This window comes from Nocardia iowensis (assembly GCF_019222765.1).
GTDB lineage: Bacteria > Actinomycetota > Actinomycetes > Mycobacteriales > Mycobacteriaceae > Nocardia > Nocardia iowensis.
This window is the reverse complement of sequence record NZ_CP078145.1, coordinates 1120800-1144386: the sequence shown is the minus strand read 5'-3', so window position 1 is coordinate 1144386 and position 23587 is coordinate 1120800. Positions and strand designations below refer to the sequence as shown.

The 23587-nt window shown below is 68.0% G+C and carries 21 protein-coding genes; 4 read left to right on the top strand and 17 right to left on the bottom strand.

Translation table 11 applies throughout. The features are described 5' to 3' along the window. Positions 1-98 precede the first annotated feature (98 nt). Positions 99-491: a DUF4254 domain-containing protein gene (locus KV110_RS05020; protein WP_218473858.1), complete on the bottom strand. Its 393-nt coding sequence runs from the start codon at positions 489-491 to the stop codon at positions 99-101. A gap of 278 nt (positions 492-769) precedes the next feature. On the opposite strand from KV110_RS05020, the gene KV110_RS05015 reads away from it, so the two are divergent. Both KV110_RS05015 and KV110_RS05010 read left to right on the top strand, forming a co-directional pair. Further along, complete coding sequence (locus tag KV110_RS05015) at positions 770-1579, top strand: GntR family transcriptional regulator (protein ID WP_218473856.1); 810 nt, start codon at positions 770-772, stop codon at positions 1577-1579. Further along, positions 1576-2142: a GNAT family N-acetyltransferase gene (locus KV110_RS05010; RefSeq protein WP_218473854.1), complete on the top strand. Its 567-nt coding sequence runs from the start codon at positions 1576-1578 to the stop codon at positions 2140-2142. The genes KV110_RS05015 and KV110_RS05010 overlap by 4 nt, the downstream gene beginning before the upstream one ends. A 64-nt stretch (positions 2143-2206) precedes the next feature. Here KV110_RS05010 and eccCa read toward each other — a convergent pair whose 3' ends face one another. The 3 genes from eccCa to eccD are packed head-to-tail and all read right to left on the bottom strand — an operon-like array spanning position 2207 to position 9169. After that, positions 2207-6247 carry a type VII secretion protein EccCa gene (gene eccCa, locus KV110_RS05005; protein ID WP_218473853.1) on the bottom strand — a complete coding sequence of 1347 codons (4041 nt, stop codon included), beginning with the start codon at positions 6245-6247 and terminating at the stop codon, positions 2207-2209. A 7-nt stretch (positions 6248-6254) separates the two neighbouring features. Continuing rightward, on the bottom strand, positions 6255-7697 hold the full coding sequence (mycP, locus tag KV110_RS05000) for a type VII secretion-associated serine protease mycosin (RefSeq protein WP_218473851.1): 1443 nt from the start codon (positions 7695-7697) through the stop codon (positions 6255-6257). Further along, positions 7694-9169 carry a type VII secretion integral membrane protein EccD gene (gene eccD / locus KV110_RS04995; protein WP_218473849.1) on the bottom strand — a complete coding sequence of 492 codons (1476 nt, stop codon included), beginning with the start codon at positions 9167-9169 and terminating at the stop codon, positions 7694-7696. The genes mycP and eccD overlap by 4 nt, the downstream gene beginning before the upstream one ends. 284 nt (positions 9170-9453) lie before the next feature. Between eccD and eccA the strand changes: the two genes are divergently transcribed. Next, positions 9454-11277, top strand: a complete 1824-nt coding sequence (gene eccA / locus KV110_RS04990) for a type VII secretion AAA-ATPase EccA (protein ID WP_218473847.1) — start codon at positions 9454-9456, stop codon at positions 11275-11277. 38 nt (positions 11278-11315) lie between these two features. Here eccA and eccE read toward each other — a convergent pair whose 3' ends face one another. Next, positions 11316-13079 (bottom strand): type VII secretion protein EccE, encoded by a 1764-nt coding sequence (gene eccE, locus KV110_RS04985; protein WP_246634350.1) that lies wholly within the window; start codon positions 13077-13079, stop codon positions 11316-11318. Between the two features lie 313 nt (positions 13080-13392). Between eccE and eccB the strand changes: the two genes are divergently transcribed. Continuing rightward, positions 13393-14886, top strand: a complete 1494-nt coding sequence (gene eccB / locus KV110_RS04980) for a type VII secretion protein EccB (protein WP_218473845.1) — start codon at positions 13393-13395, stop codon at positions 14884-14886. Positions 14887-14958: 72 nt separating this feature from the next. Here eccB and KV110_RS04975 read toward each other — a convergent pair whose 3' ends face one another. The 12 genes from KV110_RS04975 to KV110_RS04920 all read right to left on the bottom strand — a co-directional run bounded on the left by KV110_RS04975 (position 14959) and on the right by KV110_RS04920 (position 23571). After that, complete coding sequence (locus KV110_RS04975; protein ID WP_218473844.1) at positions 14959-15255, bottom strand: WXG100 family type VII secretion target; 297 nt, start codon at positions 15253-15255, stop codon at positions 14959-14961. A gap of 43 nt (positions 15256-15298) precedes the next feature. Beyond that, a complete protein-coding gene (locus KV110_RS04970; protein WP_281427742.1) occupies positions 15299-15595 on the bottom strand; it encodes a WXG100 family type VII secretion target in 297 nt (98 codons plus the stop codon). A 99-nt stretch (positions 15596-15694) separates the two neighbouring features. Continuing rightward, a complete protein-coding gene (locus KV110_RS04965; protein ID WP_343224194.1) occupies positions 15695-16477 on the bottom strand; it encodes an ESX secretion-associated protein EspG in 783 nt (260 codons plus the stop codon). 5 nt (positions 16478-16482) lie between these two features. After that, the gene (locus tag KV110_RS04960; RefSeq protein ID WP_218473838.1) at positions 16483-17463 is read right to left on the bottom strand and encodes a PPE domain-containing protein; all 981 of its coding nucleotides are present in this window, start codon (positions 17461-17463) and stop codon (positions 16483-16485) included. Between the two features lie 25 nt (positions 17464-17488). After that, positions 17489-17824 carry a PE family protein gene (locus KV110_RS04955; protein ID WP_218473836.1) on the bottom strand — a complete coding sequence of 112 codons (336 nt, stop codon included), beginning with the start codon at positions 17822-17824 and terminating at the stop codon, positions 17489-17491. A 10-nt stretch (positions 17825-17834) separates the two neighbouring features. Further along, a complete protein-coding gene (locus KV110_RS04950; RefSeq protein ID WP_218473834.1) occupies positions 17835-19133 on the bottom strand; it encodes a hypothetical protein in 1299 nt (432 codons plus the stop codon). Continuing rightward, positions 19130-19450, bottom strand: a complete 321-nt coding sequence (locus KV110_RS04945; protein ID WP_218473832.1) for a hypothetical protein — start codon at positions 19448-19450, stop codon at positions 19130-19132. Before KV110_RS04945 ends, KV110_RS04950 begins: the two co-directional genes overlap by 4 nt. Positions 19451-19587: 137 nt before the next feature. Next, positions 19588-19887, bottom strand: a complete 300-nt coding sequence (locus tag KV110_RS04940) for a YbaB/EbfC family DNA-binding protein (protein WP_218473830.1) — start codon at positions 19885-19887, stop codon at positions 19588-19590. Positions 19888-19903: 16 nt separating this feature from the next. Beyond that, the gene (locus KV110_RS04935; RefSeq protein WP_393537224.1) at positions 19904-20281 is read right to left on the bottom strand and encodes a hypothetical protein; all 378 of its coding nucleotides are present in this window, start codon (positions 20279-20281) and stop codon (positions 19904-19906) included. Between the two features lie 42 nt (positions 20282-20323). Beyond that, positions 20324-21109 (bottom strand): ESX secretion-associated protein EspG, encoded by a 786-nt coding sequence (locus tag KV110_RS04930; RefSeq protein ID WP_218473828.1) that lies wholly within the window; start codon positions 21107-21109, stop codon positions 20324-20326. After that, positions 21106-22965 (bottom strand): hypothetical protein, encoded by a 1860-nt coding sequence (locus KV110_RS04925; protein ID WP_218473826.1) that lies wholly within the window; start codon positions 22963-22965, stop codon positions 21106-21108. Before KV110_RS04925 ends, KV110_RS04930 begins: the two co-directional genes overlap by 4 nt. Positions 22966-23286: 321 nt before the next feature. Then, positions 23287-23571 (bottom strand): hypothetical protein, encoded by a 285-nt coding sequence (locus KV110_RS04920; RefSeq protein WP_218473824.1) that lies wholly within the window; start codon positions 23569-23571, stop codon positions 23287-23289. Positions 23572-23587: the final 16 nt, after the last annotated feature.

Genomic DNA, 23587 nt, shown 5'->3' with positions numbered 1-23587 from the left:
GTGTGACCTCACACTCGAGCGACCTCGCACCCCGGCTGCTTCGGCCGGGCGGGGGCGAAACTGGTTCGCGGGCTACAAGTTCGAGCCGCAGCGGGCAGCTACCACTCGGGGAGACGACGTCGGCCCGCGAGGATGTCGCGGACGAGATCGTCGTAGGCGTCGGCGAGCTCGGCAAGGTGATGCCAAGCGCCGTGCAATCTTTCGTCGTGCGCGTCCAGGGTCATCAGGGCGTGGTGCGCGCGCACCGAGGACTCGGCGAGGCGGTCGATGACCGCGCCGACGGTTTCGGTGTGCAGGGTCGCACCGAGCCGGTGCTGGGGCACACTGCGCGCGACCCAGTCATCGATGGCCATCACCAATTCGACTCTGCGGCGCTCGATTTCGAGGACCACCAGCGGATCGGTGTCCACCGAGCCGCCACGGCCGACCAGTCGCCGCTCGTGCAGCACCGCGAGATCGCGGGCGAACCAGAGCAGCGGACCACCGACCACGCGGTGCCCACGACACGCCCGAACAAGTAGATCCGAAGTGGGAAGCAGCCCAGGACCTTGGGACTGCACCACCGAATCGGCACACCGCAGTGTGCCAGGGAGAGCCATTACGACCGTTGTATCCGAACCTGCCACGTTGCCTCGCCGTCATCGCCGCACAACACCGGATCAGGACGTTCATTACAATAAACCTCTGAAGGCACCTGTCAAGCGTTACCGGGCCGTAGGAAGTCACGAAGAGTACACTTCGTTACCTGCACGACCAACCGAGGAGCAAGATGGCGGACGGTCCGACATATCACCGGATCGCAGACCTCCTCCGCGAGGAGATCCGCGCAGGCAAGTGGAAACCGGGTGATCGGTTGCCCAGCCACACGGAACTGGCAGAGCACATGCAGGTATCGCTTACTACGGCTCGCAACGCGATTCAGGTCCTGGTCACCGAAAATCTCGTCTATACAGCTACTTCCCGCGGCACCATCGTGCGAAACCAGGAAGTTCTGGAATCGGTAGTCACCGACCATATTCGACACGACCGGCCGAAGACCGCGCACGATATCTTCGAGGAAATCGCGCGCGCCGCGCATCGGGTGCCGTCCAAAGAGTTCAGTGCGCGAATGGAGCCCGCGGGCCCGGAAGTCGCATTCTGGCTCGGCGTGCCGGAGGATGCCTGGGTGCTGGCTCGGACGGTCGTTCAGTATCTCGACAACGAGCCGTGGTCGTGGGAGGTCAGCTTCTATCCGCGAGACCTGGCCGAGGCCACCGGAATCGACTCGCCGCACGATATTCCGGAGGGCACGACCCGTCGGCTCGCCGATCGCGGCCAGGCCGAGACCGCGCACCGCGACACCCTGACGGCCCGGCCCGCCACCGCCGAAGAGGCCACCGTGCTCGGCGTGGCCACCGGCACTATTCTGCTGGACCACTTGCGGATCGGCGCCAACCACGAGCGGGTCACCCGGGCCACCCGGCACCGCTCCATCGCCGCGAGCAACCGACTCGCCTACCACCTCGGCGACGCCGAAGGAATGGCGGTCATCGGCAACACCCTCGGCGTGTCGTACGGGCCAGGTATCTCGTTGCCATGAGTACCGTGCTCCGCCAAGCGACAATTGGCGATCTCGGCGTGATCTGTCGGCTCCGCGTGCAACGCACGGCGTGGCTGACCGCACGCGGCTCCGACCAGTGGACGGTGGCCGGTCGCGGGCTACCCATCGAGATCTTCGCCAGGGGGGTCGGCCGCTCCCTCGACGCGGGTGAGACCTGGATCGCCGAGGTCGCGGGCGAGCCAGCGGGCACGATCACCGTCAATCATCGCGCCGACCCCGGCCTCTGGTCGCCGTGGGAGCTGACCGACGCGGTAATCGTGCACTACATGATCGTCGACCTACGCTTCGCGGGCCAGCGCCTCGGCCGCCGACTACTCGAGCACGCGGCAATGCTTGCCCGCCAACAGGAACGCGACTGGGTCCGACTAGACGCTTGGACCACGAACGCAGAATTACACGACTATTACCGCAGGGCCGGTTTCCACCTCGCCCGCATCGCCGGGCCGGTAGCAACCGGCCCTTCTCGTGCCCTCTTCGAACGCCGCACCGACAGCTGGGATTTCGAGACCGCCCAACACGAGATCTCCTGGGCACGTGGGTAACTCACCGGTACCGGCTGGTCCCGACCCGCCCACGCCACACCGTGACGCCTGACGACGCGGTCGCTTACAGCGGCGGCAGATAGGCGATCTGCACCATCTCCTGCCCGCGGGAACGGGAGACCAGCGTGCCGCGCCCCGGCGGCAGTTTCGACGGGCGGACATCACCGATGATCTTGCCTTCGTCCCTCGGCCCACTGCCGATCAGCGTGTCCACCGACATGTTCTTCATGCCGCCGAGCACGTGATCGTAGAGGGCGCGCGAGACGCCGCCGGTGCGCCGGGTGACGATCAGGTGCAGGCCGATATCCCTTGCCTGCGGCAGGTATTCGAGCAGGGCGACCAGCGGGTTGGTGCCGGTTACCACCATGTCGTAGTCGTCGACCAGCACGAAGATCTCCGGCCCGGTCCACCAACTGCGCTCCCGCAGTTCCTGTGGGGTGATGTCGGAGCCGGGGATGCGCTTGGACATGAACCTGGCCAGCTCGGCCATCATCGGGCCCGAGGTCTGCGACGAGGTCGAGTAGCCGGCGAGCCGATCGGGGTCCACCACGCCGAGCATGGTGCGCCGGTAGTCGATCAGGATGATCTTGGCCTGCTCCGGCGTCGAGTTCTCCGCGATGCCCATGGCGATATTGCGCAGGAACGTCGTCTTGCCGCACTCGACGTCGGCGAAGAACATGAAATGCGGTTCGGCGTCGAAATCCAGGACGAACGGCTCCAATTCGTCCTCGCCGAGGCCGACAACAACCTTGCCGGGGCCGAGTTGGACGCCGTACCCGCGCGCGATCTCCAGTACATCGTCGCGCTCGATCTTCTGCGGCAGCATGCGCACCTCGGGTGCCTGTCTGCCGCGGTACAGCTCGGCGAGCTGAGTCTTCGCCGACGCCACCCCGTCGATCACGGTGTGCGGGTCGGAGTCGGAATCCAGTCGCGGCAGCGCGATGAGCATGTGCAGCTCGTCCGGGGTCAGACCGCGCCCAGGGCGGCCGACCGGCACGAGAGCCGCGGTGCGCCTGCCCATTTCAGAGTCCGTCGGGTCGCCGAGGCGCAACTCCAACCGGGTGCCGATCTGGTCCTTGACCGCGGGCCGGATCTCCATCCACCGGGCGGCCGCGATGATCAAGTGGATACCGTACGAAAGACCCTGCGCGGCAATCGCGTTGATCTGCGGTTCGAGCGTGTCGAACTCCTCGCGCAACGCCGCGTAACCGTCGATCACCAGGAACACGTCGCCGAATTGGTCGGCGGCCAGCGGATCGTTTGCCGCGGCTTCGGTCCCATTGATGAGCCTGGCCTCCAGCTGGGCGTACTTACGCCGCCGGAAGTCCACCATGGATTCGATGCCGAGCTCGGTGAATCGCTCCTCGCGCTGGCGCAGCAGCGTGGTGAGCTCGGCGAGGGTGCGCCGCACCCGGTCACTATCCAGTCGGCCCGCGACCGAGCCGACGTGCGGGATGCCGTTCAGGCTCGACAGGCTGCCACCACCGAAGTCGAGACAGTAGAACTGCACCTGTTCGGGCGTGTGGGTGGCCGCGGCCGCCATCACGATGGTGCGCAGCGTCATCGACTTGCCGGACTGCGGGCCGCCGACGACCGCGATATTGCCTTGGGCACCGGCCAATTGGATGGTGAGCACGTCGCGGCGCTGCTCGTACGGCTTGTCGATGACACCGATCGGCATCCAGAGCTGTCCGTGCCGGTTCACCGGCGAACGCCAATCCGGGTCGGGCAGCAGCATATCCACGGTCGGCGACTCGTCCAGCGGCGGCAGCCACACCTCGTGTGCCGGACGGCCGTGTCCGGTAAGGCGTTTCACCACGACCTCGAGCAGCGTCTCCGGGATGCCCTCGTCCGCGCTGGGTGGCGGCGGCAGATCGGGCAGCGCCGGACGCGCCGGTTCCGGCAGCACGGGCCGCTCGGGCATTTCGACCGGGGCCGCGGTGAACACCGTCGGCGCCTGGCCGCCGACGAACCGGCCGTCCACCTGCCTGCCACCGCTCGGCGAAACGTAGGGGCCGGAGACGTAGGTCGCGTTGAAGCGCAACGGATCGTCGGCGTCGCTCTTGAGGTAGCCGGAGCCAGGGATGGCAGGTAGGTGGTAGGCGTCGGTGATACCGAGCACGGCGCGAGATTCGTTGGCGGAGAAGGTACGCAGGCCGATCCGGTAGGAGAGGTGCGAGTCAAGGCCGCGCAACTTGTTCTCTTCGAGGCGCTGCGAGGCCAGCAACAGGTGCACGTGCAGCGACCGGCCGAGGCGGCCGATCATCACGAACAGGTCCGCGAAATCCGGTTTCTGCGAGAGCAGTTCGGAGAACTCGTCGACGATCACGAACAGCGCGGGCAGCGGGTCGAGCGCCGCACCCGCGGCGCGGGCCTTCTCGTAATCGGTGACGTTGGCGAAGTTGCCGGACGAGCGCAGCAGCTCCTGGCGGCGGTTCATTTCACCGGCAAGCGCGTCACGCATGCGGTCCACCATCGAGAGCTCTTCCTCGAGGTTGGTGATGACCGCCGCGACGTGCGGCAGCGGATCGAGACCGAGGAAGGTGGCGCCACCCTTGAAGTCGACGAGCACCAGGTTCAGCGCGTCCGGCGAGTGCGTGGTCACCATGGAAAGCACCAGCGTGCGCAGGAACTCCGACTTACCCGAACCCGTTGCGCCGATGCACAATCCGTGCGGACCCATGCCGAACTCGGCGGATTCCTTGATGTCGATCTCGACCGGGGTGCCGTCCGGGGTGACACCGATGGGCACCCTTAGCCGTTCGCGCGCGGTGCGCGGGCGCCAGACCTTGGTCGGATCGATCTGCGCTGCGTCGGGGATCTTCAGCAGCGCCATCAGGCCGGGGTCGGACCGGGTGTCGTCGCCGAGGCTGACGATCTGCGCCGCGGTGGCGATCCGGAAGCGGGCCAGCCCGCGGGCGAACGACTCGGCCTCGGCGATGCTGATGTCGTCGGCGGTGGCGAACTTTTCGACGCCGGTGGCGCTGCGCGCGCTGACTTCGCCGCCGTTGACCACCAATTGCAGGCCGCGCCGGGCGGCCAACCCGTTCTCCGGCGAGGTGAGGTCGAGCACGGTCACCGAATCCAGGCCGGACTCGCTGATCAGCCGCTCGGTGCCGTTGACGTATCCGTCATCGATGACGACGACCAGGTGCAGCCTGCCCTGGGTCGGCTGCGGGTTGCGCATGAACCGGCCGCGTTCGAGCAATTCCGAGGCCAGCGCGGTCTCCAGCTCGCCGAGCGAGCCGTACATCATTCTGGCCGAACCCATGCCGTCGCGAACATTCGGATGTTGCAGGTGCGGTAGCCATTTCGCCCAGCTCCAGGCGGGCCCGTCGGGGTCGGCGCAGACGATGGCGACCGCGACGTGGTCGGGGCCGTGAAAGGCGGTGAGCTCCATCAGCATCGAGCGCACCAGCTTCCGCGACTCGGCGGGGTCACCGTCGATGTTGATAGCCGGGAAGGCGCGCAGCGACACCGCGGTCGGCAGCTGGTGCACCACCGAGTGGGTACGCACGAAGCGGCGCAAGGCGACCGTGGAGACCGGTTCCAGGTCTTCCAACGGGCCGGTTTCGGGCCTGGCCAGCTTGGTGGCGAGCCGATGGCTGCCGACGCCGACCCGCACGTGGCCGAAGTCCGGATCGTTGGGGCGGCGCTCCCACATTCGCCGGGTGCCGACCACCGAGGGCAGGTCGACCGGTTCCGGGTGGCTCCAGGCCAGCGCCTCCAGCTGCTTGATGCCGGTGCGGCGCACCTCTTTTCGCATCTGGTCGAGGTAGCGGAAGTAGTCCTTGCGTTCCTCGTTGAGCTCGGCGGCGCCCTTGGGGCCCGCGCCGCGCATGCCCATCATCATGCCGGCCATCGACATGAGCATCATCATCGGGAACATCATGGCGAACGGGTTGGCGAGCAGGTTGCGACCCATCATCACCATGAACCCGATCATGCCGACGATGGCGACGACCATGATCACCGGCATCAGCTTGATCATCAGCGGAGCGGGCAGCGGGCGCTGGATCTCCGGCGGTGCGTTCAGCGCCACCTCGCCGCCCGGTGCGCGCGGCGGGGCGATCCGGGGGCGGCGCACGAAACCTTCGGTAACCATGGGTCCTCTATCGATCTGTTGCGTCAAAATCGAGGTCGTCGACGGGCTCGCCCCGGTTCCGCCGGAACGGGACCGCGATGGCTCCGCCGATGGCCAGCGCCGCAAGGCAAGTGATGGAACCGATGACCGCGACCTTGCGCGGCAGTGGGTCCGGTCCTGGCGGCACCACCGGCGCCGCGATGGTGTGCGGGCTGTCGGCGCCCGCGCTCGGCGGGCGCTCGGGCAGCTGCGCGGTGAGCGCGGCGACCGGGTCGATCAGCCCGGCGCCGATCTGGTCGTCGTGGCCGGGGCCTGGCGCGTGCGCGGTCCTGGTGATCCGGTCCATCACCTGTGCGGCGGTGAGTTCCGGGAAGCGCGCACGGATGAGCGCGGCCAGTCCCGCCACGTACGGCGCGGCGAAACTCGTTCCCTCGATGGGCCGGACGCCCTCGTCGGTCTGCACGCCGTCGACCAGCCCGGTGCCACCGGGCTTGGTGTCGAGCGAGGTGATCTGCCTGCCGATGGCGGCAACGCCGACCCACGGCCCGTGCAGCGAAAGCTGCGAGGGTGCGCCGTCGGGATCGATGGAGCCCACGGCGAGCACGTACGGCGTGAACCACGCCGGGCTGGCCACGGTCGCTACCGAACCCCAGCCGGTGCCTTCGTTCTGGGTCTTGCACGGGCCGTCCTGCTGCAGGTTGCCCGCGGCAGCCACCACGACGACGTTGTGGTCGTAGGCGTACTTCACCGCGGCACCGAGCGCGCCGTCGGCCGTGTCGGTTCCCGCTGCGCTGCACGCGACTTCGGAGATGTTGATGACGGTGGCGCCCATGTCGACAGCCCGGACCACCGCGCCGGCCAGGGTGAGCACATTGCCGTAGCCGGAGCTGACGATCGTGCCGGGCGGCGGCTGCCCCGCATAGGACTTGCCCTTCACCTCGTAGGCCAGGCTCAGCTGGCGGATGGTGAGGATCTCCGCGTCCGGCGCGACACCGACGAACGCGTCGTCCGGACTCGGCCGGGCCGCGATGATGCCCGCGACGATCGTGCCGTGCCCGTCGCAGTCGACGGTGCCGTCGGTGTCGGAGACGTAGTCACCGCCGGTTTGCAACGCGGGCAGCCGGGGGTGCCGGTTCACCCCGGTATCTATCACCGCGACCTTCTGCCCGGCCCCACGGCTGAACTGCCAGGCCGCAGGCAGGTCGAGCACCCGCTGCGGCAGCGGCGGTTCGGCCGGATTGCCGCGGGTGAGAATCGGTTCGGCGCACACCAGCTTCTGTTCGGTCGGCTCCAGCGGCGCGGGCCGTCCGCTGAGCTCAAGCGCGATACCGAGCGCACCGGGATCGATCACCGGCGGGCCGATCGCGGCCGCGGTGGCCGGCGAGCCGAACAGGGACACACCGAGAATCCAGGCGGCGCAGGCGATTCCCGCGCCGCGCCGCAAGCCGGGTCGGCTGGCCCGACCGGTCATATGTTCCTGGCCATCGAATACACGCCCATCAACCAGAGCACCAGTGGGATCACCGCGCAGATCAGCAGATATTCCACGATCTCCATTAGCCGCCTGGTCACCGGCGTCACTTCGAGATGCGGTCCGATCACACCGAAGCCGACCGCCGCGGTCGCCAAGCCGAGCAGCAGCGCCGCCGACAACAGCGCGGACTCTTCGTCGCCGAGCGCGAGCCCGGTGATCAACCCGATGAGGATCGCGCAGCCGCCCGCGATCAGCGTCGCCGCCTGCACCAGGTCGGCGAACGAACGGCCGCGCGTGCAGAGGATCACCGCGGCGATCACCGCCAGCGTGATGCCCTGCCACTTGGCCTCGCCGAACGGGTCGGCCGCGCCGAGCGCGCCGATCACCGCCGCGACGGAACATCCGATGAGCAGCCCGGTTTGGTAGCGGTTGGCCGCACGCGCCCGCTCACCGAGCCCGGCGGCCGAGGGCAGCGCGGTGGCGCCGATGGCGCCGATGCCCTCGATCGTCGGCCGTGGTTCGTGGTCGGCCGGGTCGATCGCCGCGCCCGCGGTCGGCACCGGCGGCACCGGAAGGCGGGCGAGCACCGCGGCCAGCCGCGGCACCATCGAGATCAGAATGATCGCCGCGACCAGCACCGCGGCGGAGATCTTCGGCAGATCGGAGTCCCAGATCATCCGCACCGCCGCGGAAATGCCGCCGAACAGCGCGATGGTGACCGTCGCGGCGCACAGCGTCGACCCGGTCGCGGTGGCCCGGTAGAGCAGTACCGCCGCCACCAGCAGGACCGAAAAGCCGAGCAGCAGATGCGGACTGCCGAGATCCCGCGGCACGAACAGCACCGCGCTGCCGAAGAACAACAGCTGCGCGCACAGCGACAGCCAGGTCGCCGTCAGCTGGTCGAAGTATTTGCGCGACGCGATCGCCGCCGCCACCGCCGCCGCGATCGCGACACCGAGGGTCAGGAAGGGCGCGGCCAGATTGCCGGACTCCGAACGTTCGCGGAACAGCAGCATCAGGGTGAGCAGCACCGCCGACACCGCGGCGACCAAGCCGGTCCATCGCGCGGCGGCCGGTGACCAACCGCGGAAGTCGACGGTGGTCAGCCGGGATACCGCGTCGATGACGTCATCGAACAGCGCGGGCGTCTCTTTCGCGGTCACCGACCGCAGCACGAGCAGTTCGCCGTCGTAGACATCGGCCTCGCCGAGGGTGCGGCTCGGCGGGATGGCGTCGCGGCCGAGCCGGGCCAGGGTCCAGTGCTCGGTCTGCAACGGCGTTCCGCCGTCGTCGCTTTCGACCACATCCGGGTTACGGGAGGCGATCAGGGCGACCAGATCGCCGATGAACGTGGCAATGGGCACCGTGGCGGGCAGACCGACATCGAGCTGGGTATTCCCCCCAATGACGGACACTCGGCACAGCTCGGGCTCGGCGGCCGCCAAGCCGCTACTCAACGACTCGGTCACCTGGTGAACGACCCCAATCTAGCCACTAGCCTCAGCAACCTACCTGTCGAACCGATGCACGACATCGTCGCACGTGGCGGTCAGTTGACGCACGTTGCGACTTACCGACAACAAAACCTAATCTATCGGACAGACCGTGCATGCGCGATCGCTATTCCGTGGACCTCTGCCTTCGCTCCGCTGTGCGCAGGCTGAAGCCGGACTTCGTCCGGCTATGCCCGTTAAGCTGGTCGGAAGATGAACGCAGGCAATTGCTCACACGTAGATCTCAGGGACTGACTGCAATGACGACCGGCAACCGCCAAGCCCAGCGCGCCTTCGACGCCGGAGTCCTATCGCTGGGGCTGACCATCGATGGTCAGGAATCCGCGCGCGATCTGGAGTACGCGAAGCTGGCATTCCAACGGGCCACCGAATGGGACCCCACCATGTGCGATGCGTGGCTCGGCCGCGCCGCGGCAGGCGAGGTGACCCGCGACGTCCTCTACAACCTCTACAAGACCAGCGGGACTTCCTTGTTCCGTGAGCAACGCAGGCTCGGATTGCCGTCGCGCGCCCTGGCCGGACGCTTTCTCGCCGGGTTGTACATCGATTACCCGCTGGCCAGCCACACCGAGATCTGGCTGGCCCAGGCGGCGCAGCTGATCCAGGACAAGGAGTACGACGAGGCCGAGAAGGTGCTCGACGAGCTGGCCGCGCATCGGCGATCCATGCTGTCGGACCCCGACCGCGAGGCCGACGATCGGATCAGCGCGTATATCCGTGGCGTGCTGCACTTCACGACGCAGCGCTGGCCGGATGTGATGGCCGTGCTGGCCGGTTCGGCCGAGTGGGACGACCCGTATCTGGCGGCGGGTGCGCATGTGATGGTCGGCTCGGCCTGCGCGCAACTCGGCCTGTTCGGCGAGGCGATCCGCCGGATGGAGCAGGCCGAGCAGGGCCCGATCCCGGCGGCCAGGACGACGGCCATGTTCTGCCGCGGTCTGTGCCTGCGCGAAACCGGCCACGAGGACGACGCGCAGGCGCTGTTCGAGAAGGTGTATTCGCAGGCGCCGGATTTCACCGCGAACACCACCGCGATGCGCGATCGCACCTATCGAATCACGGTGACCACCAAGGAATCCATCGACTCCCGCACCGACCGGTGGGACCCGGCGACCGCGCCGTCGACCGACGCGATCGAGCAGGCCGAGAGCGAGGACCGGGCCAAGCGGATCCTCACCGAGGCGCGCGCCGAGCTGGAGAAGCAGGTCGGCCTCGCCAACGTCAAGACGCAGGTGGCCAAGCTGCAGGCGACCGCGCAGCTGGCGAAGATCCGGGCCGAAAAGGGCATGGCGAATGTGTCGCGCGGCAACCACCTCGCCTTCACCGGGCCGCCCGGCACCGGTAAGACCACCATCGCGCGGGTGGTCGCCAAGATCTATTGCGGCGTCGGCCTGCTCAAGACCGACAAGGTCGTCGAGGCCAAGCGGATGGATTTTGTCGGCCAGCACCTCGGCAGCACCGCGATCAAGACCGACAAGCTGATCGACACCGCGATGGACGGCGTGCTGTTCATCGACGAGGCCTACACGCTGATCCAAACCGGTCTGCAAGGCGGCGACGCGTTCGGCCGCGAAGCGGTGGACACCCTGCTGGCCAGGATGGAGAACGACCGCGACCGCCTGGTGGTGATCATCGCGGGCTACGACGGCGAGATCGACCGGCTGCTCGCCTCCAACGACGGTCTGGCCTCCCGGTTCGCCAAGCGCCTGCAATTCCCCTCCTACACCCCGGTCGAGCTCGGCCAGATCGGCCAGCTCATCGCGAAGTCGCGCGACTCCGAAATGTCGGATGAGGCAATGCAATTGCTGATCCAGGCGTGCGAAGGGCTGTACCAGTCCGAGCGCGTCGATCAGAGCGGGCAGAAGCGGCGCGGCATCGATCTGGCCGGTAACGGCCGGTTCGTCCGCAACGTGATCGAATCCGCCGAGGAGGAACGCGAATTCCGGTTGGCCAACGACGATTCGCTGGACCTGACCGCCATCGACGAATCGGTCCTGATGCGGATCGAGGCGCCGGATATGCAGGCCGCGCTCAGCGGCATCCTCGCCACCCTGGGCAACTAGCGCACCGAAAGCCGAAGGGCCGGAAGGAATTCCGGCCCTCAGCGGGCGGCGGCCAGCGATTCGCCGATGTACCACATCTCGTCGGGCGTGGTCACCATGTTGACGGTGGCGCTGGCCGTCGACGTGCGGACCGTGATCAGATTCGGCGACGCCGGGTCCTGGACGAGCACCACGTCGGCGGCGAATTGGCCCGGCGGGTCGTGCGGGTCACGAACGTGCACGATGGTCGCGCCACCGGTGAGGGTGGTCGGTGCGATGCCGTCGAACACCACCACGGTCGCGAGGGAGCCGATGATGCCAGGCTGCGGGCTGACCGGCGCCGGATGCAGGCTGGCGCCCGCGAACCGGGGCGCGAGCGAAAGGGAGTGCGGCGAAGCGACATTGGCGACCATCGAGTGCCAGGCTTCGGGCCGGTCGGTGTGCACAACGGTGTGCGCGCCGAGCGCGATGGCCCGCAGGATCACCTGCTGGGCCAGGTCCAGCTTGCCGATCACCTCGAGATGCCGAGTGCCGTCACCGATCAGCGGCACCGCGATCCCCTGCCCGATGTCGTCGGCGCCGATCAGCTGACCGCAGCCCGCGGTGGGCACGGCGATCCCGCGTAGCGCCGAGAGCGGGCCACGGTAGTCGCTCGCACTCCCGGCCTCGCCGCGGCCCGCGCGCAGCGGCAGACAGTCCAGCAGGGCCCGGTATTGCCTGCCCGGCAGTGGCCGCAGCCCCGGCACGGGCGGCTCGTCCGGCTCGTAGGCGGTGTCGAATCGAACCAGGGCGGCCAAGGTGACCGGTGGCTCCGCGGATTCATGGGCCCGGCCCGGTTTCCGCTCGCCCGGCCGCAGCCGGACGGTCACCGTGGTGCCGAGACTCGGCGTCGCCCAGATGTCGGCGAAGCCGCGCTCACCGATCAGCTCGGGGCCGATCTCGTAACTGGTGAGGTACAGCATGTCGTCGTGCACCAGCGAGATCGGCGTCTCGACGAACTCCTCCAGTGGAATACCCCGGGTCAGTCTGCGCGCCGCGGTGTTCATTTCCGCCGCGGTCAGCACCGAGGCCGAGATATCGCGCGCGGCAAGCCGATTGGCCACCCGGCGGGTCGCGATGGTCGCGGTGCGCAGCGCGCCGGTGCCACCGCCGCCGCGGTTGTCCACCGCCTCGGCGTTGGCCAGCGGGTCCAGGCGAAGCACCAGCCACACCGTGCGGTGCGCGATGGCGGGCAACGGCCCGATGATCCGGTCGTAGAGCTGGGCGACCTGGCCACCACCCGCGGTCCGCGCGCCGGTGCTGATCACATCGACCGAGGCCAGGCTGATGTCGAATTGCTCGAGGCACTTGGCGACCTCGATGAGCGGCAGCACCTGGTCGGTGCTCAGCGAGCCACGGCGCAGCAGGGTCAGCGCGTCCGGCGGCGGGTCGATGCGAATCATCGTGGTCAGCAGCTCGCCATCCCAGCGCACGCCGTAGCTACCGCCCTCCGGCAGTGGCACGTCGATTGCGTCCGGGCCGGTGACCAGCGGCCCCGGCTTGGTCCGCCGCCAGCGGAAGGCGATGCCTCTGGCGACCAGCCCGGCCAGATTGCGCGGATCCCGCTTGCGCACCGGCGCCGCCCCGAGGATCAACACCACCGCGCCCGCGGTGATGATCCCCCACAGCGGCGCGTCCAACGCGGTGGCGATCCAGGCGGCCAGGGCCGCGAGCAGGGCGAGCGGAACCATCAACCGCAGCGGCATCTGGCGGAAGAGCCAGAACTCGGGGTCGTGCAGCGCCGTGTTCTCGGGTGGTTCCGGTTCGTTCACAGCCTCGTTCACGCTTGTTCGCCTCGAAATCCGGCGGCCGGAGTAGCCCGGCGCCTTGGGTCCGTCACGGCTCACAGTACCGTGCGGCAACACTATTCGCGGCGGGTGCGCGGTTCGGTGAGCGGCGCCCGATTGACACCGGGGGCTGGGCCGATACGGTTGATTCCGAACCGCTCTTCCTGGCGGTACCCGTCATGTCGCCTTCCTGACGGTCCATCGGCTCGGCGCATGCCCGGACCGCTGCGGCCCGGATGCGACTTGCGACAGAATGACGGAGGAGGGGTCCGCGGATGCGACGGACGAAGATCGTGACGATGGAGAGCACGTGCCTGCTCAGCTGACCACCAAGGCCCAGGTCAACGGATACCGTTTCCTGCTGCGCCGGCTCGACCACGCGCTGGTCCGCCGCGACGTGCGAATGCTGCACGACCCCATGCGTTCGCAGTCGCGCTCGATGTTCGTCGGCCTGGTGCTCGGCATTCTGGTGGTGGCGGGTTGCGCGATCCTGGCGTTCCTGCGCCCGCAGGGCTCGGTCGGCGAATCGAAGATCGTCATGGGTAAGGAGAGCGGCGCGCTGTATGTCGTCGTGCAGGACGACTCGGGAAAGACCACGTTGCATCCGACGCTGAACCTGGCCTCGGCGCGGCTGATCAGCGGCAGCGCCGAGAAGCCGAATTCGGTGAAGGACAGCAAACTTGCCTCGCTGCCGCGCGGCCCGATGCTCGGCATCCCAGGTGCTCCGTCCGCGCTGCCCGGTTCCAATCAGGGCAATCGATCGGACTGGTCGCTGTGTGAGACGGTGCAGCTGTCCAGCACCGGCAGCGCGGCCTCCGCCAGCGGGGTGACCACCACCGTGTTCACCGGCCGACCCGAGCTGAACGAACGCATTCGGCGCACCGGCGCGGACGAGGCCATGCTGGTGCACCGGCAGGGCAAGACCTACCTGATCTACGACGGCAAGCGCGCGGAGCTCGATCCGGCGAACTCGGTGATGTCGCGGGCGATGGGTCTCGGTACGGCACGGCCTCGTCCGATCGGGCCTTCGTTGCTGAACGCCGCGACCGCGGTGCCGCCGCTGGCCCCGCCGGACATCCCGCAGGCGGGCCAGCCGGGCCCCGGCCGCCTGTCCGACGTGCCGATCGGCGGCGTCATCGCGGTGGGTGGTGTCGGCCGCGAGGATCGGTCCGAGCTGTATGTGGTGCTGGCCGACGGGGTGCAACGGATCAGTGATTTCGCGGCACAGGTGCTGCGGACCGCGAATTCGCAGGGCATGCGCGAGATCAAGGCGGTCGCGCCGGACGTACTCACCAATATGCCGGTGCTGCACCAGCTTCCGCTCGACCACTTTCCCGCGGTCACGCCGAAGATCCTGTCCGCCGAGGATGCCCCGGTCGGCTGCATCTCCTGGGCGAAGACCCAGCAGAGCGGCGGCGTCGCCGACGGACCGACCGATCGCGCCACCGTGAGCCTGCTCGCTGGCACCAGACTGCCGCTGGCCGACTCGTCCAAGCCGGTCACACTGTCCAGCTCCGACGGCAGCGGCGACCGGGTGGACAACGCCTACATCCCGCCGACCACCGGTGAATTCGTGCGGATCACCGGGACGGAGCCGGGCAGTCCCCGCCGCGGCAGCCTGTTCTATGTGGCGGACAACGGCATTCGCTATGGCATTCCGGACGCGGAGACCGCGCAGCTGCTCGGGCTCGGCAATGCGCCCCGGCTGGCCCCCTGGGCCATTGTGGGACAACTGGTTCCGGGTCCGACACTGTCCAAGAAGGACGCGCTGGTCAGCTACGACACCCTGCCGCAAGGCCGGTAACCCACCAACGACCACGGCCGGCCGGAACAGTATGTTCCGGCCGGCCGTGGTGTTCAGTCGATTCGACTCGACTCAGGCGCCGAAGCCGTCACCGATGGTCTGGTCGGTATGGAACGCGCGCTGCAGCGAGTTGTCCACCTCGGTGGCGATCCGCTGCAGGATCTCGTTGGTGTCCGAGAACTGGGTGTCCCAAGACTTCTTGACATCCATGAATGCCGAGAAAGAGGCGTTGTTTTCCCACGCCGTCTGCAACTTGTTCGTCGCGGCCGGGAAGTCCACCTCTACCTGCTGCATCAGCGTGCCGTGGTAGGTCTTCAGGCTCTCGTACAGACCGAGCATCGTGGCCTTGTCATAGAGCATGTCTGTCATATTTCTACCTTTGTTCGAAGTGTGAGGTCGGCGATTGCCGCTGCTAGATCTTGAGGCCGCCGAAGTCGTTGTTGGAGTCCATCGCACGCAGCTTCTCGGCACCGACACCGACCTTCTGGCCCATGTCGTCGAGCAGCGCCTTGAGACGACGCGCCTCGCCGTCCCACGCGATGGCGGCGTCGTTGAACGCCTGCGACGCCTCGCCCTTCCAGCCCTTGGCGGCCGCTTGGACCTCGTCCTGGATCTTGTCGATGGTCGTGCGGATGGCCATCACGACCTCGCCCATGTCACTCGCTGCTTGATCAGCGGCAGCACTATTACTTACACCACTACCCGACATGCTATTTGCACCTTCCTTCTGGAAAATTACTGTGCCAGAAGGTGATGCCCATGGAGGCATCACCCGAGTTCGAGATAACTGCTGTGTTCACCGTCCGGATTACTGCGGCAGCCACCTCCCCCCGGGCAGCGTTTCGACCAAGCCCGAAATCGCTTGCGCGATACGGTGATCGGTGCCCGGTGTGACCGTGGACCAAAGCTGCTGGTCCTGGGCGATACCGGGCGAGGCGACGATGCGTCCCCGTCCGGTGTCGTATATGGCGACCGCGCCTGGCGGTCGGGTTGTCACGCCGTCGACGTGGGTGCAGACCACGATCTCGGCGTAGGCATGGCAGGACGCGAAGGCGAGCCCGTACCCGGCGGCATCCCGGTCGGCGACGCCGAGGGCGTACACCGCGTCCGCGAAGTCCGAGGAGGTGGTCGCCCCCGCGAGCCGTTCGCTCAGCGCCTCCGCGGGTGCGCTGAAATTGGCGACATCCGCGGGCTGCGCCCGGCCAAGCACTTCGAGCACCGGCCGCGCCAGCGCGGCGCCGGAGCCGTCGGACCAGACGGTGCGGATATCGAAGTCGTCCCCGGTGCGCACGGCGAGCGCGTGCTGGCTGCCCCGGCGCGCAAGGCAGACCCGAATCGGCTTGTCACCGGTAAAAATTCGGGCAACCAGCTCCTGCTCGGGTTGGGCGAGCGTGTGCAGCGCGAGACTCAGTTCGGCGTCGACCTCGCCGTAGGCATCGATGACGCCCTCGGCGATCAGGCTCGACATCGCCGCCCGCTGCGCCTCGGCCCATTCGTCGAACGAGTCCTGTTGCGGGCCGACCGCGAGTACCAGGGGCAAGGTCTGCACGCCGAGTTGGTCGGCAACGGCGAGCAACCCGTCGTTGGTCATGGTTGTCACGTGCCACCTCCCGTCGCGGACTGGCCGGTCGATTCCGGCTGGTCGGGCGCGCCGAGCACGGCGGGCGCGGAGACGATGCCGAGATCGGGATTGAACTCGGCGGTCGACGCCACACCGGCACGGGAGGACTGGTATTCCTCCTCCTGCGCGCCTGCCGCGGCGGGCGCCATCGCTCCCGGCGGCACCATGGACGGTGATGTCACCGGGGTGGTCGTCGGAACCTGCTGTGGCGCAACGGTCTCGGTAACCTGCGCCGACTGCGCCACGACCGGTGCCCGGTAGGCGGACAGGGTGCGCGGCACCGAGATCGGCCCGATCGGTCCCGGCATGCCCATCCCGGACATGCTCGCGGGCATGGTCGCGGAATTCGCCGGACCCCGCGGCGTGCTCGCCTGCTCGGCTTCCAGCGCCGCGCCCGACGCGACCGTCGGCGGCAACTCGTGCTGCCACGGTGCGGCGAGCGGTTCGGTGGCCGCCTCGTAGGTGCGCATCACCCGGGAGGCGGCCGCCTTGGCCAGGTCGGTCTCGGCATCGGTTTGCGCGGCAACGGCTTTGATCGGCGCGCCGAGCGACCCACTGACCGCTTCCAGCGCGCGCTGCGCCTGCTGGATGGCGGCGACATCGAGCGCGTTCGGCATTGTCAGCTGGGCGAGTTGATATGCCGCGGCCTGCTTTTCGGCATGCACGGCGTTCTCTCCCGCCGCCCGCGCCGCGTCGGTCAGCCAGTCGCGAAGGACCGAAATACGGTCCAGCACAGGGCGACTCGTGCCAGATTCCCACGCACCGTGCAGCGAGGCGACGATCTGGTCGTATTCGATCACCGCGGCACCGAAGGCGGCGGCCAGCTTGGCCCAGGTGGCCCCGGCCTCCGCCATCGGTATTGCGCCGGGCCCGGTGGACAGCTCGCGGGTGAGCCGGTCCGGCTCCCGCGCCTCCCAGACCACCCCGGTGAAACCGGGGACCGGTGGTTCGATCATGGCTGCTCCGTGTGCGTCACCCGCGTCAGGCCACACCGGCGCCGCCGCCGAACGAATCGGCGTTGTCGCCTTCCGCGCGGTCGAACTGACGGGCCTGCGACCGGAACGTCGCGGCCAGCTTACGCAGTTCCAGCGCGCCCGCCGCGGCGCTTTCGGCGTAGGACGCCGCGACCTCGTTCATCGTCTGCGCGGCCCGCTGCGACACCTCATCCGCGCCAGCGGGCGCGATCTTCAGCGAGACCTCACCCGCCCGCAGCTCGTTCTCCAGCCGCTCGGCCAGTCCGTCGAGCCGCATGGCGGCGTCCCTGGTGGCCGCCGGATCGAACCGCACACCGTTGAATTCCGCACCAGTGCTTGCCATGGTGACCTCCTCAGAGGGTCAGTTCCTTGTCGGGCGGTGGTTCGGAGACCTGCTCGGTCGCGCCGACCACCGGCAGCGAGACCCCCTCGATGTTGCCGACGACCTCGTCGCCGTGTTGTCCGGTGACCAGATGGCTGGACACACTGCTCACATCATCCGCACGCGCACCGGCCGCGGCACCCGCCGCCCCCGCGAGCGGCATCATGCCCGGCGTGGCCGCGCCCGGGCTCACCGTCGACCGCATGGCCGTGGCTTCCGTTGCGGGCCCGCCGGTTCCGACGCCACCGAGACCAGGCATCGGGCCGACGCCAGCGGCCTTGGTGCCGGCCCACGGGGCCAACGGAGTCGGCGCGGGCGCGACGCCGGGACCGCCACCGATGCTGCCGATGCTGCCGCCGGGCCCCCCGGCACCGACGCCCTTGCCGGGATCGCCACCCGCGAGTGCTTCGCGCGCCCGGTCCTCTTTCGCCTTGGCGTCGGTGACGGGATCCACCTTCGGCGCGAGCAATGGAGCCAGCTGGCTCACACTCTGTGTTCCGGTCTGCACCATGCCCATCAGCGGCTGGACCAGCTGCATCAGCTGCTGGATACCCTCCATGGAGTTCACCCCGGTGGGCGCGGCGGTGATCTTCTTCTTCTGACCGACCGCGGTCATGCTCGCCGAGTGCCCGGTCATCTCGACCCTGGTCTTGGCGACCACCGCGGTCGCCTCGGCCAGGCTCTCCGCGGTCTGCGCGACCAGGAACCACTGACCGCCGGGCGAAGCGAGCAGCGGGGACGCCGCGATCATCGTGGCCATGTATTTGGCGATGACCGCACCGAGCAGCGCGCCGCCGACGGCGACCGAGCCCGCGGCATTGCCGAGCACCGCCTTCTCCTGCATGCCCTGGGTTGCCAGGTCGGCGCCGTCGGCCGCGGCCTGTCCCGCCTTCTCGGCGGCCTGCGCCGCGGCCATGCCCTGCCACAGCTGCATCGCCATCTGTAATGCGCTGGTACCCATCTGCATCGCGGTCTGCAGTGCCTGGGTGACCCCGCTCAGCGCCTGGGTCGGATCAATGCCGGGACCGGACGTCGAGCCGAGCACGCCGGTACCGAAGCTGCTCGCCAGATCGGTGAACGGCCGCATGAGCGCGCTCAGGTCGATGACCGGCATCGGCGGCATGCCGGGCATCGGCGGCACCGCGGAGAGGTCGGGCAGCTGCGGCAGCCCCATGTCCTTGAGGATGTCGTTGACCGGCCGATCGATCATCGGCGCGAGCGAGCTGCCGCGCAGCAGCTCGACAATCGACTGGTCCAGCGGCGAGCTCATGTCAGAGTCTGTGTCGCGGCGCTGAATTCGGCGCCCTGCGCCAGCTCGGACGCCTGGTAGGCCGCAGCGCCCTGGTGTGCGGTCAGCGCGGTGGCGGCGTGCACGCCGGCCAGTTCGAAGACGGATGCCACATGGTTGCCCTGGGCATACGCGAACGCCGCCAGGAAGTCCTGGCCGATCAGGCCGAAGACGGGCACAGCCGCCGCGATGGTCGCGGTCTGATCGAATGCGCCCGCGGTGGCGACGCTCGTCGCCATGGCGGCCGAGGCGTCCCCGTAGGCGCGAATCGCACTAAGAGTTGCTACGAGTTCGCTCATCGAAATCCCCGATCCTGTAATGCAATTGACCAACTGTGGTGAAGATACCAACCGATTTGCGGTGTTCGGAAGGCGGTTTGCAGAAACTTAAGGTTCCGCTGATGTAAAGATGATGAGTTTTCGTAAACATGAGGTGTCTAATCCGCGACCTCCTCGTTGAAGGCGGTGATCAGCTCGGCGCGCTCGGTGAACGCCCGGCGTGCCGCCGCGGCGGCCGTCGATACCAGCGTGTTCTCGAAGTCGGCCGCGCTGAGCCGGGAAATCCCAGAAGTGAACTCGAGATTCAGCAACGCGCCGTTGCCGTCGACCTCCGCCGTGATCGAGCCGTCCGGTGCGGTCTCTCGGGCACGGACACCGGCCATGTTGTCGGCGAGATCGCGGACGCGATACAACCGCCGTTGCACGCTCGCCATCAGTTCGTCCATGGTCTCGTACATGCGCTTCAGTTCCTCCCTAGACCGAGCGCAGCCAACTTCGTGGCTCCGTCTCGTATTCTTCCTCCTCCACGATCTCTTGGCGAGCCACTTGTTCTGGGGTCGGCAACCCCATCAGCGCGAGCGCGTCGGAGGAAAGGCCCGCCGCTTCGAATTCGGCCCTGCGGGCGAGTCCGGCACGGTTGGCCGCATGTTTGCACAGCCGCAGCACCTCGGCGGCCAGCTCCTGCGGATCCCGCTTCAGCTCGGCATCATCGATAGAAATGCCCAGCGGCAGGCCTTGTTCGGTGGTTCGGACGGTGATCGCACCGGTGCGCGAGGCCGCGGTCCACTCGACCATCGCCGGTGGCGGCTGCTCGGTTTGCGCTTGTTCGGTGTCTTCTCGTTCAGGATCCATAGTGGTCACCCCTACTGCACACGAAGTCGATCCCGGTCCGGTTCATAGTCGTTCGTCCTTGATTGCCCGCACCACCGCGGCGATCCTGGTATTGATCAACCCGATCAGCCGCTTGCGGTCGACCGGCGACGCGACCGGCGGGTGCTGGTCATCGATGACGTACCGGCCGTCATCGACCAGATCGCGCCAATCCAGCTCGTGCCGGGTGATGCCGCGTGGACCGAACAGCGAACGGCCCTGCACGATATGGATCGTCCCGATCTTGGTGGCGGGTGCGTTCATGAAGCTCGACGACCGCTCCGAGACCGAATCTTCGAACGAGTCGTGCACCGCCGACGTGCCGAAGGAGTAGTCGAGCTCCGCCGCGTCCCCCGGCGGTGTCAGCACGAACTCGGTCAGCTTGCCCGCGGGTGTGTCCGGCAGCCGCTCGACCACGGCGTCGGCCAACCGCAGCGGATCGCACTCGGTGATCGTGTAACCGCCGCTGTGCCAAAACGTTCGACCCGGCAGGCAGGTGACCACAAACCCCTTGTCGCCGCGCCGGACCGCGTTCATCCGCACCAGGGCATCGGGTGTGCGCGGCGCTCGGCCGTCCCACCCGTGCACCTCGATCCGCACGTCCGGCTCGACAAGGGCCTCGAGCATGTCACTGATGGCCGGGTCGAGTTGCAGCCGCAGCCGGTCCTTGACCGCGATCACCTCGGTCTCGAAGGCCTCGGGGTCGGTCGTGTCGCTCTGGAAGTAGAACGGGTACGGCAACCCGCCGAGCTTCAATCCCTGCCACAGGACATAGAACTCGAGGTCGGTGAGCTTCCAGGTCCGGTTCATTTCTCGACGACGGGCTTGGCCACCACCGGCGGATCACCGAGGGCCTCTTCGAGATGTTCGGTGGAATCGAGGTAGTCGGCGCGCTTGTGTTCCCGGTTCTGCTGACCACCCGCGCCGGCGCCTGCGGGCCCCATGCCGCCGGGCATGCCGGGCTGTCCGGCCACCGCACCCGCGAGGCCGGCTCGGCCGAGCGCGTCGGTGGCCAGCGATGCCCTCGGGAACAGCTTCGCGGCAACCGCATTCGGATCGAGTTTCGGTCCCGGCCCCGGACCGCCGGCGCTACCCGGCCCAGGCCCGGGGCCCGCACCCTTGCCCGCCGCGTTCTTGAGGTCGGCCATCGCGGGCGAAAGCCCGGTCAGCGCACCGGGCAGACCGGCAAGACCCTCCGTCGAATTCTTCAGCGCGTCCTGCATCGCCTGTTGGCCTTGCTGTAGGCCCTGCTGCAATGCCTGCTGGGCCTTGTCCGCTGCCTGCCTGGCCGCATCCTGCGCCTGCTGCCTGGCCTGGTCGGCGGCGCGCTGCGCGGCATCCTTCGCCGCCTGTTGCCGCTGCGCCTCGAGGTCCTTTGCCCGCTGCTTCGCCTCTTGGTCGGCCCGCCGCTGCATGTCTTCCTGCAACCTGCGCTGCTGGTCCGTCAATCCGGTGCCGGGGCCGGGAACGCCAGGTCCTGGAACTCCCGGGCCAGGGGTGCCGGGGCCGGGACCGCCCGGACCGCCGTTCACCCGGTTATTGGGATCCTGGCCGTTCGTCGGCTGCAGGGTGGAAACCCCGTCGGGCAGTAGCGGAATCGCGCTGGCCGCCGCGGGAACGCCGGGGTAGAACCAGTTGTTGTACGCCGTCCTCGCCTTCTGCTCGGCGGCGAATTCCTTTTGGATCTGCGCCGAGTCCGGGTTTTGCGCCGGCGGCTTGTCCGGCATTTCGTAGAGTGTGTAGGCGGTCCAGAGGGCCGAGTCCATCAGATTGGTCTTGACCTTGCTCATCGCCTGGGTCAGCACCTCACCACTGTTGGTGTACGTGCCGACCGCCCGCCCAGCGCTCTCCGCGCCGTGACCTTGCCAGCGCGGCGAACCCACGAGTGCGTTGATTCTTTCGCGGTAGTTCGAGAAGCCGCCCTGCAGCTGCAGGCTCATGCGTTCCCAGTTGACCGCGGTGGTGACCAGGTCGGCGGGCTTCTGCAACAACGACTGCCCGAGCTTGTAGAAGGCTTCGTAACCGAGCGCTGAACCGTCGGAGGTAGTCACCGTGACGCCCGCGCTCACCACGCCCTGGGGCGCCTTGTCCCCGGTGGCCGGCTTCATCCCCGCCAAGTCGGGCGGTAGCCCCTTGTATTTGTTGTTCGGGTCGCCACTGGGGCCACTGACCGGCACACCGGGCCATTGGTCGATCATGGTCTTCGGATTGACCGGGCTCGGCTCCTGTTTGACATGCGCGACGTTCTCGCCTGCCTTACTCCGGTCCACCATGCCGGAGAATGCCTTGCCCACGTTGTGCTGATTGATATCGCCCGCGCTGGCCTTGTCGGCGCCGGTGGCCTTTCGGCCCGCGAGCAAGAAGGCCTCACCGAAATCGGTGAGGATCTGCTTGTGCTCCTTCAAGATATCGGTTTGCAGCTTGCCACCGAGCTTGCTGAATTCCTGATTCAGTCGGACGCTGGCCGGCATGTAATCGCCGAAGCCGGTGATCTGGGTGACCTCGCCGACCCTGGCGAGCACGGTGTTGATGACCGACACCATGTCCGCGGCGTACCCGGCCGCTTCGGCTGCCACATCGTCGTCGAGTCGGAAAGTACGGCCCGCCGCGGCGCTGCGCAGCTGTTTGGCCTGTGCCCCGAAATCTGGCTGTCCCGGCTTCGCCATCGGTCAACTCCTGCCTAGCCTGCCGCCGCAGCGCGGCGTTCGACCCACTCCGATCCATCCTGGCATGACGCCCGAAGAACCCGCAGGCATCCGGAGCGGACTTGACGTTCGCTTAAGGTGCCGTACTGCTCTCATCAGACCCGATCATCCCATGGACGGCTTGAACTTTCAGTGCCGCGACGTGAACCACCGGCGCGTTCGCCGCCCGGTTCGGCAGTCGCGTGCCGCGTCTCCGCGATCGACCAACCCTCCCTGCCACAAATGATATTCAAACAATGCCGTCGGCGAGACCCCCTGGAACCAGGGGCATCCGGGGGTGGACTATTGATTCCGCTTGCGGGCGTTGTGCTCGGCGATCAAGCGCTCCAGGTCCGCCTGGCGGGCATCGGCATTGGAGCCGTCCAGTTGACCAGCGAAGGCGGCGCGGGCCGCGGCGACGAGGTCGTCGGTGACCGCGGGATATGCCCGCGCGATGGCGATGAGGGCGGCGTCGGTTTCCATATCGAGTCCGGTTTCCGAACGCAGGCCGCCACCGGTCGTCACCGAGGTGAGTTCGGCTTCGAAGTTGCGGCGTAGTTCGTCATCGGTGGGGTATCGGCTGCGCACCGTGAGTCCTCCATTC